Source organism: Alteriqipengyuania flavescens (genome assembly GCF_030406725.1).
GTDB lineage: Bacteria > Pseudomonadota > Alphaproteobacteria > Sphingomonadales > Sphingomonadaceae > Alteriqipengyuania_B > Alteriqipengyuania_B flavescens.
In genome coordinates this window covers 1,303,716-1,317,105 of sequence record NZ_CP129107.1, presented here as the reverse complement: position 1 = coordinate 1,317,105, position 13,390 = coordinate 1,303,716, and the positions used below count along the sequence as shown (strand labels likewise).

Below are 13,390 nucleotides of genomic sequence, written 5' to 3'. Positions count from 1 at the left end.
GACAAGGAAATTCTCCGAATTCGGGTCGTCAGCCACGTGGGCCGAACAGGATGATGGCAGCGCCGGCGAGCACGACCGCGCCGCCGATGAAGTCCCACCGATCGGGCGTAGTGCCTTCGACGATCCACGACCACAGGAGCGACGCGGCAACATAGACCCCGCCATAGGCTGCGAAAGCGCGACCGGCGGCGTCAGTCGGAACAAGCGTGAAGCCAGGCGAACAGCGCCAGCGACACCATCCCGGGCAGAAGCCACAAGGGGCTCTTCTCCAGCCGCCACCAGGCCCAGAACGCGAAGCAACCGGCGATTTCGAACAGCGCCGCGAGCGGATAGACGAGGAACAGTTTCATGCGAGACTCAATCGGAGGGCGAGCGCTGCCAGGGTCACCAGCAGGATTGGTGTCGTCAGCGTGATACCGACGCGGAAGTAATAGCCCCAGCCGATCTTCACGCCCTTCTGGCCCAGAACATGCAGCCACAGCAGGGTCGCGAGGGAACCGATCGGGGTGATCTTCGGCCCGAGGTCGCAGCCGATCACGTTGGCGTAGATCATGGCATCGCGAACCGGGCCGGTGGCACTGGTCGCATCGATCGACAACGCTCCGACGAGGACGGTCGGCATATTGTTCATGCCGGAGGAAAGCACCGCGGACAGAATGCCCATTCCGAAGGCCGCGCCCCATATGCCGCCCTCGGCGGAGCGCTCCAGCAACCCGGCAATCGCAGTGGCAAGCCCCGCATTGTTCATCCCGTAGACGACGAGATACATGCCGAGCGAGAAGATCACGACCTGCCAGGGCGCTTCGCGGATGACTTGGCTCGTGGGAATGACGTGGCCGCGCGCTGCGATGGCGATGAGCGCAAGCGCGCCGACCGCAGCGACGGCACTGATCGGCACGCCGAGAGGATCGAGCACAAAGAACCCGATCAGCAGCAGGGCCAGCACCACCCAGCCGGCGCGGAAGGTCGCGCGGTCATGGATCGCCTCTGCCGGAGCGCGCAGCTGGGTGAGGTCGTAGCTGGCCGGAATGTCCTCGCGGAAGAACAGCAGCAGTGCCGCCAGCGTGGCTGCGATGGCGGCAAGATCGACCGGCACCATGACCAGCGCATACTCGCCGAACCCGATATCAAAGAAATCGGCCGACACGATGTTGACGAGGTTGGATACGACCAGTGGCAGGCTCGATGTATCAGCAATGAACCCTGCCGCCATGACGAAAGCAAGGGTGGCCTTGGCGCTGTATCCCAGCGCCCTGAGCATCGCGATTACGATCGGGGTCAGGATCAGCGCCGCACCATCATTGGCGAAGATCGCGGCAACGCCTGCACCCAGCAATACCACGAGCACGAACAGCCAGCGACCGTCGCCGCGCCCCCACCGCGCCACATGGAGCGCAGCCCATTCGAAGAATCCGGCACGGTCGAGGATCAAGCTGATCAGGATCACCGCAACAAAGGCGCCGGTGGCGTTCCAGATGATGTCCCACACAACCGGAATGTCGGCGAGCGAGATGACGCCCGTTACAAGCGCCACCAAGGCTCCACCGATCGCGCTCCACCCGATGCCGAGCCCGCGCGGCTGCCAGATCACCAGCGTGATGGTGGCAACGAAGATCGCGATCGCCAGCAGCATCAGGCGATACGCTCGCCCGCCGCGTCCACGACCTGTTCGCCGTCCTCCTTGGTGAAGGCGCCCAGCTGGGGACTTGGCAGAATGTCGAGCACCGCTTCGGACGGACGGCACAGGCGGACGCCGAGCGGGGAGACGACGAGTGGTCGGTTGATGAGGATCGGGTGCTCCATCATCGCGTCCATCAGCGCTGTATCGCTCAGGCTCTCATCGCCGAGCCCCAGTTCCGCATAAGGCGTGCCCTTTTCGCGCAACAGCTCCCTCGGACTGATTGCGGCGCGCTCGATCAGGCGTTCGAGCATGGTGCGCGAAGGTGGCGTCTTCAGATATTCGATAACATGCGGCTCTATCCCGGCATTGCGAATCATCGCCAGCGTGTTGCGCGAGGTGCCGCACTCGGGGTTGTGATAGATGACGATGTCAGGGGTCATTCAGGCTTCCTTCGCCTTGGCGCTGGCGCCCTCCTGGCGGCCGATCGCGGCTAGTTTGCTGCGCATTGCCATTTCGTCGATGCTCTGTAGCGGGAGCATCAGGAACAGTTCGATCCGGCGCTTGAGATAGCTGAGCGCATCGACGAAAGCCTGCCGCTGGCCATCACCCTCCACCGCGGCGGGATCCTCGACGCCCCAATGCGCGGTGAGCGGCTTGCCTGGCCATACCGGACAGCTCTCGCCCGCGGCATTGTCGCAGACGGTGAAGATGAAATCCAATTCGGGTGCGCCGGGCTTGGTGAACTCGCTCCAGTTCTTGGAGTGCAGGCCATCGGTCGGATAACCGAAGCTATCGAGCACCTCGAGCGACATCGGATGCACTTCCCCCTTGGGTTGGCTACCCGCGCTGTAGGCACGGAAGCGGCCTTCGCCCATCTTGTTCATCAACGCTTCGCCCAGGATCGAACGAGCCGAGTTGCCTGTGCAGAGGAACAGGACATTGTAGAGTCGGTCAGGCAATGACTGCTCCTTCAGCAGCAATGGGAAAGTTCGGCGACAAGCGGCTCGCAAAGCTCTGCTCGGCCCTCACAGCAGTCCTTGGCGAGAAACAGCATCAGGTCGCGCAGGACCTCGATGTTCGCGCGTTGGATCATCTGCCGCCCCCGCTTCTCAGGTATGACAAGACCAGCGCCCACGAGAATCGCGAGATGACTCGAGAAGGTGCTCTGGGTGAGGCCCGAGGCTTCGACGAGCTGGCCTGTCGAGAGCCCGTCGGGTTCGCTACGCACGAGACGGCGAAACGCATCAAGCCGCGTTGGGTGCGCTAGAGCAGAGAGTGCATCGAGAGCTGAGGCCGACTTCATTCATCGGTAATTATCGATGAATTGAGCGGCCGTCAATTCCCATCGACAGTTTTCGATGAATTGAGCTGGATTTGGTGGGACTTACTATTGGCCCACCGTGATTGGACGACTGAATGCGACTTTCTAAATCCTAAAACCAGGCTGTCAGCCGGCAGGCCATGATTTCTCATCGGGTGCCGGTGTGTGGGCGGTCAACTTGGGGTGGTGGATAAGATTTCGACGATAACCGATAATGGGCCTCGCAAGTCGACGTCAGCTCGACCGTGAATAGGCTTGCTGTGCAGCGAACAAGACGGCCGTGACGTCATCCGTCCAAGTATCATAAGCTGAGCCAGCTGTCCTCGGCACGACCGATTGGGCGCAGTCTCGCGCACGCAAGTTAGATGTGGAACAGAAGCTGCGGCGTGCCCGTATGCTAAGCGATGTTAAAGACATTGCGTATCGCAGGCCGGGACCGCAAGCGCCTGGAAGAAATGATCAGCGTCACCTCCCGCTATGGCCTCGGCCTTCTGCTCGCGCGGATAGGACTGGGTCGCTTGGGGAGTGACGATGCGGGCGATGGTCCGTCGCATAGCCTGCCTCGGCGCACTCGACTTGCCATGGAAGAACTTGGGCCGACCTTCGTAAAGCTTGGCCAAATCCTGGCGACACGCGCCGATCTCCTGTCTCCGGAGTGGGTTGCAGAATTCGAGCAATTGCATAGCAAGGCACCGACGCTTCCGTTCGAGGAGTTGCGACCGATTGTCGAGGAGGCGCTTGGCGAGGCTCCCGAAAGCGCCTTTTCGGAATTCGATACAGAACCGCTGGCGGCGGCATCCATAGCGCAGGTCCATCGCGCGACGCTGCACGACGAGCGTGCGGTAGTGGTCAAAATCCGCCGGCCCGGCATTCGTCTGAGGGTCGAGGCGGATATCCGGCTCCTTGCGCATATTGCAGCCCTGGCGGAACGCGGCAGTGCCGAAGCGAGGCGCTTCGGGCCGAGCCGGATGATGCGGCAGCTTGCGGACGCGATGATTGAGGAACTCGACTTCACGAACGAAGCGCGCAATGCTGATCGTCTGCGAAGCGATTTTGCCGATCAGCCGAGCGTCGTCGTGCCCGAAATCCACTGGGAATGGACGTCTGAGACGCTGCTCGTCATGGAATACATTGATGGTGTGCCGCCGAGCAATGCGCAGGCTCTGGTGTCTGCGGGCCTTGATCCGGCCCGAATAGCAGCGCTGGGTGCCGACATGGTGCTGGACATGGTATTAGTGAACGGCCGGTTCCACGGTGATCCGCACCCGGGGAACCTTCTCTGCCTGCCGGGCAACCATATAGCTCTGCTGGACCTGGGCATGGTCGGCTATGTATCCCCGCGCAGGAGAGAGGAATTTGTCAGCTTCGTGCAGGCGCTTAGCACTGGCAGTCCGACGCAGCTCGCCGACGTGTTGACGCGGTGGTCGATCGGAGACGACGTTCCGGCGGACCGCGTGCTCTCTGCATCGGAACGGCTGATCGCGCGCCATGGCAGCGGTCGCCTTGTTCTGGGCGCCATGGTAACCGATTTCCTAGGGTTGATGCGCGACGAGCGCATGTCGTTACCGCCCGATCTTCTCCTGATCTTCAAGGCGCTGATCACGATGGACGGGGTATTGGCTAAAATCGAACCGGACTTCGACCTGACGCAGGCCATGCGACGCTCTTCGTTTCGAATCGCGCAGGCGCGCTTGTCACCCGAGCACTGGAGTCCCATTCTGCAGGGCGTTGCTTGGGAACTGTTCAAGATCGGAGATGATGCGCCGCGCCTGATTCGGGCGGCGATCCGGCGATTGGAACAAGATAGAATGCCGCCGTCTCTATCGCCCCCGGTTCGCGGCGGCTCGAGCGGCGATATTCGCTGGGCTGCAGCTGCTATCGTGGCGGGCGCCGTGATCATAGCGATAGCGCCCTGGTTTTATTGAGGCGTGATTGAGGGGCATGTCGAATGTTCAGCTCGGGGTCATTAGCCCGAACGGCCGCTTTCCCGGCGGCTCTTGTTCAAACCGGCAAGTCCGGAACCGGCCCCGTATCAGCCAAGCAAAGCAAACCCAGTTGCCGCTCCCGCAGCGACAAGCACCGGGCGCACCCAGACACCCTTGAGCTTCCACGCTGCGGCAAGCTCGACGCCAAACATTGTAGCGATCACGGGCAGGCTCGATGTTAAATCTACTAGGCTCCCAGCCCGGCAAGCCACTTCGTTTGCGCAACTCAACCGAAGGCTTGCACGATCGAATAAGCGCTGGTGGCGATCAGAAATACCGCAACCGCGCCGAGCAGGAGGCGCGGCTGGACGCGCTTCACTAGCATCGCGCCGAGCGGTGCGGCGATGACGCCCCCGATGATCAGGCCGACCGTTGCCACCGTAAAGGCGGCGAAACCGAGAGAGGCGATGAAGGCGATCGAGACCGATAGCGCCAGCAGGAACTCAGCTGTGTTGACCGTGCCGACAATCCTGCGCGGATCGCCGCCTTGGATGAGCAGGTTCGAGGTAACCACCGGGCCCCAACCGCCGCCCCCCGCAGCATCGAGAAAGCCACCCACGAGTGCGAGCGGGCGCGTGGTTTTTGGGTCCTCGAATCGCGGCTTTGACAGCTTGATCGCGCGGTAGAGTAGCAGCATCCCGATGATGGCAAGGTAGGCCATCACGAACGGCTTCGCGACCGATGCGTCGATGTTCGACAACAGGTAGGCCCCGGCTACTCCGCCCGCGATGCCGAATGGAACAAGTCGCCTGAACAGACCCCAGTCGACATTGCGTTGGACGATGTGGCTGGTCCCGGAAGCCCCGGTCGTGAACACCTCGACGAGATGGACGCTGGCCGAGGCTGCTGCGGGCGGGACGCCGACACTCACCAAAAGGGTCTGCGAGATCACACCAAATGCCATGCCAAGCGCACCGTCGATCAGCTGTGCGGCAAAGCCAATGAGGAGGAATGGCAGGATATCGGCGAGAGTGAGATTACCGATCTCGAGCAAGGGTACGGTCGATAGGTCGAACATGCGTTAAATCTCCGGCTGAGATACGCTTCAGAATCTGACGGCTACGGTGGCGCCATAGGTGGCCGGATCGCCGGGATTGCCGACGATCAGTCCGGTGTTTCCACTAGGCACCTGAAGCTGCTCGAAATATTCCTCGTCGAACGCGTTGCGCGCCCAAGCGAAGATGTTGAAGCCGCCATCGCTGCGAAAGCCGAGGCGGAAATTGCTCAGCGAATAGCCGTCCACACTGGTGTAGATCGATTGTGAGGGGTTCGACGAAAAGTCCGCCCGATGCGAACCGTCATATCCAAGATAAATTTCGCCTCCCGCGCCGAAGAGCGTCACCGGGTGGGTGTATTCCGCACCGTAGGAGAACGCCCATTCGGAAACGCCGGGCAGTCGCTGGCCCGAAATATCGCAGTTCTCCGGGCTGATGCCGCCGGGCGTACCCGGGGAGCTGGGCGACTGGCCGGGCAAAGCAATGGTTCCGCCCGAAAGCTCGGGCGGGCAGGGAGCATCGGCGAAGCTCACATATTCGGCATCCGTGTAGGCGCCGTTGACATAGAGGTTGAAACGCGCGCTTGGCCGCCAAGACAGGTCGACTTCGATCCCCTGACTCCGCACTTTGTCGGCATTGGCGAGATAGCCACGCAATACGCCTAGTTGACCATTGGTGACCAGCGCCTGATAGTCGTCGATCTCGGTGCGAAAGGCGGCCAGGTTGGCTGTAAGGCGACGATCAAGGAACTGTGCCTTCACCCCTGCCTCGAAGTGATCGACAGATTCCGGCGCGACCGTCGCGGCGGCAACGATCGGGTCGCCCACGGCGTCGGACGGCACGCCGTTGAGGTTTATCCCTCCCGATTTGAAGCTCTTGGCATAAGTCGCATAGGCGAGCACGTCGGGTTCGATTTCGTAGCTGGCGGTGAAGTCGTAGCTGAGGTTCCAATCGCTGAACGTGGTCTCGAAGCTCTGCGGCGCTAGCACGCCGCGCTGCGTGACAATTCGCGGATCGGTACTTGCGAATGTGACCAGCTGCCCGTCGCCATTGGTCACAACCGACTGGTAAAGCCCCTCCTTGCGGTCGTAGTTCAGCCTGAAACCCGGTTGCAGCGTCAGCCTATCGGTCACCTTCCAGCTCAGCTGTCCGAAAAGCGCTGCGCTCAGATTGTCGAGCCTTATGTCGTTGGTGGCAGTAAGCCCGTCGAGCACGGTCGGATCGTTGCTGAGCGGGTTGGAGGGATTGATGAGCCATTGGCTAGCCGCCGGTCCCTGTGCCTGCGAGCCTTCGGTGCGGATTTCCTGATAGTAGCCGAAAGCGTCCAACACGAAATCGACCCGTCCGATCTCGCCGCTATAGCGCAATTCCTGCGTCCACTGGTCCTGGCGCGAGGGGTTCTGCGAGAGCGTGGTGATCGGCAGACCGAGGAAGTCGCGATCGTTGGCGGGCAGCCAGTCCCAGAACCGCCACGCGGTGATCGAGGTGAGCGTGCCGGAGCCGAGCTGCCAGTTGGCCTTGAGCGCCGCCCCGCCAAGCTCGTTGACCGCGCTCAGCGGCGCGTCGAGATCGGCGATCCGGTCGAAAGGATCGTTGCTCGGGACCGCATACCCCTGCGCGGCGGCGAGCGCGGCAAATTGGCGTTCGAGCGGGCGCTGGGTCGCGCCGGCGCCGACGAAGACCGTGCCGCAGCACAGCGGGTCCTGACGGCTCCAGTCGAGCGCCATGGTGATATCGAAAGCGTTGCTCGGCTCCCACAGCAGCTGGCCGCGCGCCCCGAAATTGTTCTGCTCGTTGATGTTCTCGCCCGTCGCCGCGTTGAACAACGTGCCCTCGCGGTCGGTGTAGGAGAGCGCCACGCGCGCGGCGACCGTGTCGCTCAAGGGCCCGGAGAGCGCTGCCTTCACCTGGCGGAAGTCGAGATTGCCGAGCGACACCTCGAGGCTGCCTTCCGGCGTGAAGGTCGGATGACGTGTGGTGATGTTGATCGCGCCTGCGGTCGTGTTCTTGCCGTAGAGCGTGCCCTGCGGCCCGCGCAGCACCTCGATCTGCGCGACGTCGAGAAAGTCGAACGTGGCCGAGGCGACGCGGGAATAATAGACATCGTCGACATAGATGCCGACGCCCTGCTCGATCCCGTCGTTGGTGAGGCCGAAGGGGACACCGATGCCGCGAATATTGACTGCGGTGTTGCGCGGGTTGGAGCTGTAGAACTGCAGGGTCGGGGTCAGTTGCTGCAGCCGTCCGACATTGAAGCTGCCGGTCGCGTCGATATGCTCCCCGCCCACGACCGACACTGCGATCGGCACGTCCTGCGAATTTTCCTGCCGCCGCCGGGCGGTGACCACGATCGTTCCGTCATCCGCCGCGCCTGTGCCGACAGACGAAGGAGATTGCGCTTCTGACTGCATTCCCTCGGGAGGTTCAGTTTCGGGCTGGCCGGAATCCTGCGCCAACGTTGGGGTTGAGGGAATGGCAATCGATACCAGCGCTGCCGCGCGAATAAGATATCTCGGATGCATGGTCTCGCTTTCGTAAGATCGAGCCGCATCCGGTGGTCCGGTCTGCTTGTTCGGAGTAATTTAGGGTTGACGGAATTCAGGTGAAGCGGCGCTTCTCCGTAATTTCGAGCTGGACGAGCTTGCCTTCGTGCACCGTCAGCTGGATCATGCCGAACCGTAGCTTTTCAATCGCCTCAGCTACCTGAATAAGGGGTTCTGAGAGGTTGGGCGCCAGTTCGGTAACTTTTTCGTTCAAGCCAGCCATTCGCCTGTCTCCATGTTGCCGAATCACGGCTCCATGCACAATGATCTATTCTCAACTGATTTAGTTGACAATATGGTATGCGATAGGGCGTTCGAAATTCAGGCACCGGAAGAGCGTTCGGTGAGCAATTCCTCAAATGAAGGCAGCGGCTGGATCACGTCAGACAAGCGGATCGCGTCCAGCAACTCGGCAGTTTGGTCGCGTACCTTGAGCATGAGCGCGCGCAGGCGGCATTCATCCTCGGCCAAGCAATTCGAACAGCGTTCGTGAGCATTGCGACTGGCACATGGCACCAGGGCAAGTGAACCGCGCATCATCCTGACGAGATCACCATACGTCAAAGCATCGGGCGCCGTCGCAAGCCAATATCCGCCATCTCTCCCACGCTGCGAATCCACGACACCGGATCGACCGAGCTCCGACAGGATGGTTGTTAGGAAATTTGCGGGGATCCTTTGAGCCTTCGCGATTTCGCCAAGTTGGACCGGCCCCTCTCCATAGCGATCGGCGAGGTGTTGCATTGCGCGAATGGCATATCGAGCTTTCTGGGAGAGCATGGTCGGGTCTTAAACCAAACGCGATTGGCGCGCGAGTAGGTCTTATGAACGTCCGCTTTCCTGTGGTTCCCGACAAAAGCTGCCATTCCGCATACGGCCCCATAGCTTCGGGCCGCTTCTAGCCAACGCTGCCGGTAAGCTACGCGCTCAATTCCCTACACTAGCGTAAAAGACTCGATGAGGATGAAAGCCGGTGAATGCGACTTCTCGTAAAAGAATTGAACCACACAATAAATTCCGGTTGCGAACGCGCGATCCCAGATTCTCAGGATAAAAAGCGTCGACAAGGCGTTAGCAAATCCGAGGCGTAATCATGACGTCTAGTTGATGAGAAGGGTCGTATAATGTCGCTAGACGGCACGGATACTGCTGCGGGTTCACCGCCGGAGGAAGCTTATAACTATCGAAATACACGCTCGCTGGGGGTGTTCGGCCTCGCCGGCTTGGCCGCTTTCGGTGCGCTCAGCCTGGTCTGGGCAGCATGGTCGACCCTGGAGGCGGCTACGCGCGACCAGCGCCTGGCAGAGCCACCCGATTTGAAAAACGTCGTGCAATCTATCGAAAGCAAGGCAAGGGCAGCCGCCCCCGCCGCAAGCGGTAGCGTGTCAGATGCCCAAGAGGGCGAGGCCCGCCTTGCCAGCGAAAATCCCGATGACGATCAGTCCATCGACGATGCGGTCTAGCACTGCGTCCTGCATAAAATCGCTCCTGCTCTGGTACCAGGGCGTAGGAAGACGGGATTGAGATAGGGTTTCCCCGAAGGGTTACCGGAGCATTTACTTCTTCCTCCTCACCCAGAGAAAATCAGAACCGAAACGAAAATCAGGTCGGCTGTTCCGGCCCGATGCAGGCACTAGACGTGGCACAGGCAACTATTTCCGGCGCACAGCCAATCCAGAGGAGCGAGGAATACTGGCGCAAGCGCGAGCGCAAGGTCGCGCGTCGCTATGTATTGGCACTCGCCTTCGCGCTTGCGTGGGTGCTATTCAGTATCTGGATGTCGCTCCCTTGGCTGAGCGACCTCAGCAATTTGAGCCATCCGCTTGTCGCTCTCTTCGTGCTTACCTTCGTGGCTTACGTCCCGGGGTTCATGAACGCCTTCCTCCTCATCACCCTTGTGCTGCGGCCCAGCTCGCGACGTGAGACGCCCGCGCATTGGCCCGCCATTTCGATCCTCGTCGCAGCCTATCAGGAAGAAGAGCTGATCGGCGAAACCCTTCGCAGCATCGCCGCGCTCGAATATCCGGGCGACCTGGAAATCCTCGTCATGGACGATGGCTCCACCGATGGCACGCCAGACCGGGTTCGGGAGTGCGAACAGCTGTTCGCCGGCATTCCCAACATGACGCTCAAGCTGATCAGGGAAGAACGGAATCGCGGCAAGGCGCGTGTCCTCAACCATGGGCTCGAACTTGCCAGCCACGAGCTGATCATCACGATCGATGCAGATACCCTGCTTGAAAAGGGCTGCATCGTGAGCCTGGTCGAACATCTGGTTGCCAGTCCGCCCGAAACGGTGGCCATTGCCGGTGCAGTGTTCGTGGCCAATCATGACGAAAGCTGGATTACCCGGGCGCAGCAATGGGATTATTTCCACGGCATCGCGGCGGTCAAACGCATGCAGGGAATGTATTACGGCACGCTCGTCGCCCAGGGTGCCTTTTCGATATATCGCAAGCAGGCGCTGGTCGAAGCCGGTGGATGGCCCGATACGGTGGGCGAGGACATCGTGCTGACTTGGTCGCTCCTGCGTAAGGGCCTGATCGTGAGGCATGCCGAAGATGCCATTGCCTGGACCCACGCTCCCGCAAGCTTCTCCGGCCTCGCCAGCCAGCGCAAGCGCTGGGCACGCGGCATGATCGAAGCGCTGGCGATCCACAAGCCGTTGCTGTCGATGCGCAAGCTGCGCACGATGTTCATCTGGTGGAACCTGTTGTTCGTCAGCATCGACCTGACATTCACATTTGCATTCCTTCCCGGTCTTGTCCTCGCCTTTCTGGGCATCTTCTGGCTGGCCGGGCCGATTACCCTTCTCGTGCTGCCGCTGGCGGCACTTTGGAACGTCGTAATTTACCGCATCCAGACCCGAATGCTGAGACGCATGGACGTCAAGATGGAGAAGAGCCTGACCGGCTTCGTGCTCTACGCCTTCATCTATCCGCTGCTGATGCAGCCGGTTTCGGTCTGGGGCTATTTCGCCGAACTCTTCGGAGGCAAGAAACAATGGAACTGAAAACCGCTCTTCGCGCGGCGACAGCAATTGCTGCGCTCGCGATTTCTCCAAACATCACGATGGCGCAGGATCTCGAAAGCGCGCCGGCGACCGGTGCGGAAATTTTCTATTCGTCGGATAGCGACGATACCGAAATCGTGCGCACCGCGATCGACCTCGACATAGTGAACCGCGGCGAAGACCGCCGCTACGGCATTCGTCTGGAGAAAGCCTGGTACGATCCTTCGGGCACGGGCAAGCGCGAACGTGAGCGGGTCTTCCTGCGCGCAGCCGATGTTTCGGGTGACTGGAACTGGTCGGCGCTGGTCGGCACCGACGGGGATACGATCATCGGTTCGGCTTATGTGCACGACAATTCGCGCTGGCGGAAGGAAGCGTTTATCGAGCGTGACGTGGTGGAAACGCCGCGCGGGATCGACGAGGGCATCTATTCCACCTTCGTCGGCGCAGCGCTGGATATCCCGGCCGACGAGAATAATATTTTCACCGTTCTTGGCGGCGTGCAGGAATTCACCGGTGACAATGTGCGGCTTCACGCTCGCGCAAACTATGTCCACGTGGTCGACGCAGACCTGGGGCTAAGTGGCCAGCTTCGCACGCGCTATTTCCATTCGACCGAACCGAATGAATTCGATTACTATTCACCGCGCTGGTACGCACAGGTACTGCCGGTGGTGCAGATGCGCCGTTTCGTAAACCGGTGGGAACTCGTCGGGGCGGTGGGTGTCGGTCTTCAGCGCGATGCGACGAGCGACTGGAGGCGGTCAGATTTCGCCAACCTGCGCGTACGCAGCCCCAGGAACGACGACGATTGGCAGTTCCACGCCGACCTCACCTATACCAACGCGCCAGGCGACAGCGCTGTGTCGGGTAGCGACTACAGCTATTTCCAGACACGTGTGGGGTTCATGAGGAGGTTTTAGCGCCTCCAATCCTTGGGGAAAGCATCCCGCGACAAGCACAGCCAATGGTGCTTCGCCTGACCGTCAGCCTAGTCAGAAGGCTGCTTGTTCGATTGCGGGTCGTGACGTTTTGACCAAGGATTTCAACGGACGAGCAGGTTGACCAGCGGCCAGCCCAAAAGCGTGAAGATTATCAGACCGCCCAACACCGCAAGACCCGTCATCACCCTGCGTTCGGTCTTGCTGGGCTGTTTGTGCTTCATTTCCACCGCCTTATAAATACCTTCGTAGCTTGACCACTCGTGCAGTCCTTCTCGAATCGTTCTGGTAATGTTGTCAAACGGCTTGGCAAAGAATGCAAAGAGGATACCTTCATGCACCGCCAATATTGGTGTGATGATAGACGAGGGTGTCGAGGTCCGCGCGTTCAGGCCAAGTGAACGGCTGCCAACAGTAAGTTTCAAGCCTCGCTGACAACCCAATCGGCTACGGCAGCTCGACCGAACAGGTGAATGAATGTCTGCTTATCAAGGGCCTCGAGCTTAGAAGCAGACAGTCAGCAACCGGCCCAAAAGCCGCCTAAACAGGTTCTCCAGCGTCCTTCCATTCGTGCATTGCGCGAATGAGCTCAGCCGTTGGATATTCTTGAATATCTTCTTCGGAAGATCCTGCCGCCAACTCTCGTTCCCAGTACCATTCTTGAAATGCGATATACTTCCCTTAAATTTTTGCTGACCCGATCGCGGTAGCTCCAGCCTGAGCGATGAGCCAGCTTCGCACATGACGGACAGCTTTTTCATAGTCACCGGCATGAGCTTGTATATCCCAACCGGAAATGTCCAATGTATGACCCGCCCTGTCCATGCAAGGGTCGATTGGTGTTGACGGTGCCAGTCTGCACAAATGTATCCGGCCTCTCGCAAGTGGGCCGCTGTTGCGGCCAGGCCTTGATGAGATCCGCGCGCCTCGTTCGCAGATAAATGCTTCGGGCTTTCTGCCCGCTTTTTTGC

The 13,390-nt window shown here is 60.4% G+C and carries 13 protein-coding genes and 1 pseudogene; 4 read left to right on the top strand and 10 right to left on the bottom strand.

The window, feature by feature from the left end; all coding sequences use genetic code 11:
• Window positions 1-28 precede the first annotated feature (28 nt).
• The 5 genes and pseudogenes from QQW98_RS06810 to QQW98_RS06790 all read right to left on the bottom strand — a co-directional run bounded on the left by QQW98_RS06810 (window position 29) and on the right by QQW98_RS06790 (window position 2,924).
• Window positions 29-350 (bottom strand): annotated as a pseudogene (locus QQW98_RS06810) (YnfA family protein).
• Complete coding sequence (locus QQW98_RS06805; RefSeq protein ID WP_290136769.1) at window positions 347-1,633, bottom strand: arsenic transporter; 1,287 nt, start codon at window positions 1,631-1,633, stop codon at window positions 347-349. Before QQW98_RS06805 ends, QQW98_RS06810 begins: the two are co-directional and overlap by 4 nt.
• Complete coding sequence (gene arsC / locus QQW98_RS06800; protein ID WP_290136768.1) at window positions 1,633-2,061, bottom strand: arsenate reductase (glutaredoxin); 429 nt, start codon at window positions 2,059-2,061, stop codon at window positions 1,633-1,635. Before arsC ends, QQW98_RS06805 begins: the two co-directional genes overlap by 1 nt.
• Window positions 2,062-2,580 carry an arsenate reductase ArsC gene (locus tag QQW98_RS06795; RefSeq protein ID WP_290136767.1) on the bottom strand — a complete coding sequence of 173 codons (519 nt, stop codon included), beginning with the start codon at window positions 2,578-2,580 and terminating at the stop codon, window positions 2,062-2,064.
• An 11-nt stretch (window positions 2,581-2,591) separates the two neighbouring features.
• Window positions 2,592-2,924, bottom strand: a complete 333-nt coding sequence (locus QQW98_RS06790) for an ArsR/SmtB family transcription factor (RefSeq protein WP_290136766.1) — start codon at window positions 2,922-2,924, stop codon at window positions 2,592-2,594.
• A gap of 422 nt (window positions 2,925-3,346) precedes the next feature.
• Here QQW98_RS06790 and QQW98_RS06785 point away from each other — a divergent pair, with 422 nt between their 5' ends.
• Window positions 3,347-4,867, top strand: a complete 1,521-nt coding sequence (locus QQW98_RS06785) for an ABC1 kinase family protein (protein ID WP_290136765.1) — start codon at window positions 3,347-3,349, stop codon at window positions 4,865-4,867.
• A gap of 286 nt (window positions 4,868-5,153) precedes the next feature.
• On the opposite strand, the gene QQW98_RS06780 is transcribed toward QQW98_RS06785, so the two are convergent.
• The 4 genes from QQW98_RS06780 to QQW98_RS06765 all read right to left on the bottom strand — a co-directional run bounded on the left by QQW98_RS06780 (window position 5,154) and on the right by QQW98_RS06765 (window position 9,245).
• Complete coding sequence (locus QQW98_RS06780; RefSeq protein WP_290136764.1) at window positions 5,154-5,945, bottom strand: sulfite exporter TauE/SafE family protein; 792 nt, start codon at window positions 5,943-5,945, stop codon at window positions 5,154-5,156.
• A 27-nt stretch (window positions 5,946-5,972) separates the two neighbouring features.
• Complete coding sequence (locus QQW98_RS06775) at window positions 5,973-8,444, bottom strand: TonB-dependent receptor (protein ID WP_404800878.1); 2,472 nt, start codon at window positions 8,442-8,444, stop codon at window positions 5,973-5,975.
• A 76-nt stretch (window positions 8,445-8,520) separates the two neighbouring features.
• Window positions 8,521-8,688 carry a YezD family protein gene (locus tag QQW98_RS06770; RefSeq protein WP_290136762.1) on the bottom strand — a complete coding sequence of 56 codons (168 nt, stop codon included), beginning with the start codon at window positions 8,686-8,688 and terminating at the stop codon, window positions 8,521-8,523.
• A 98-nt stretch (window positions 8,689-8,786) separates the two neighbouring features.
• A complete protein-coding gene (locus QQW98_RS06765) occupies window positions 8,787-9,245 on the bottom strand; it encodes an RrF2 family transcriptional regulator (RefSeq protein ID WP_290136761.1) in 459 nt (152 codons plus the stop codon).
• Window positions 9,246-9,589: 344 nt separating this feature from the next.
• On the opposite strand from QQW98_RS06765, the gene QQW98_RS06760 reads away from it, so the two are divergent.
• From QQW98_RS06760 to QQW98_RS06750, 3 genes are all read left to right on the top strand, one after another.
• Window positions 9,590-9,928, top strand: coding sequence for a hypothetical protein (locus QQW98_RS06760; RefSeq protein WP_290136760.1), 339 nt, complete (start codon window positions 9,590-9,592; stop codon window positions 9,926-9,928).
• A 176-nt stretch (window positions 9,929-10,104) separates the two neighbouring features.
• Entirely contained in the window at window positions 10,105-11,478 is a 1,374-nt protein-coding gene (locus QQW98_RS06755) for a glycosyltransferase (protein WP_290136759.1), read from the top strand.
• Window positions 11,469-12,401, top strand: coding sequence for a hypothetical protein (locus tag QQW98_RS06750; RefSeq protein WP_290136758.1), 933 nt, complete (start codon window positions 11,469-11,471; stop codon window positions 12,399-12,401). The genes QQW98_RS06755 and QQW98_RS06750 overlap by 10 nt, the downstream gene beginning before the upstream one ends.
• A gap of 122 nt (window positions 12,402-12,523) precedes the next feature.
• Here the strand turns inward: QQW98_RS06750 and QQW98_RS06745 are convergent, their stop codons facing one another.
• A complete protein-coding gene (locus QQW98_RS06745; protein ID WP_290136757.1) occupies window positions 12,524-12,844 on the bottom strand; it encodes a hypothetical protein in 321 nt (106 codons plus the stop codon).
• Between the last annotated feature and the right edge of the window lie 546 nt (window positions 12,845-13,390).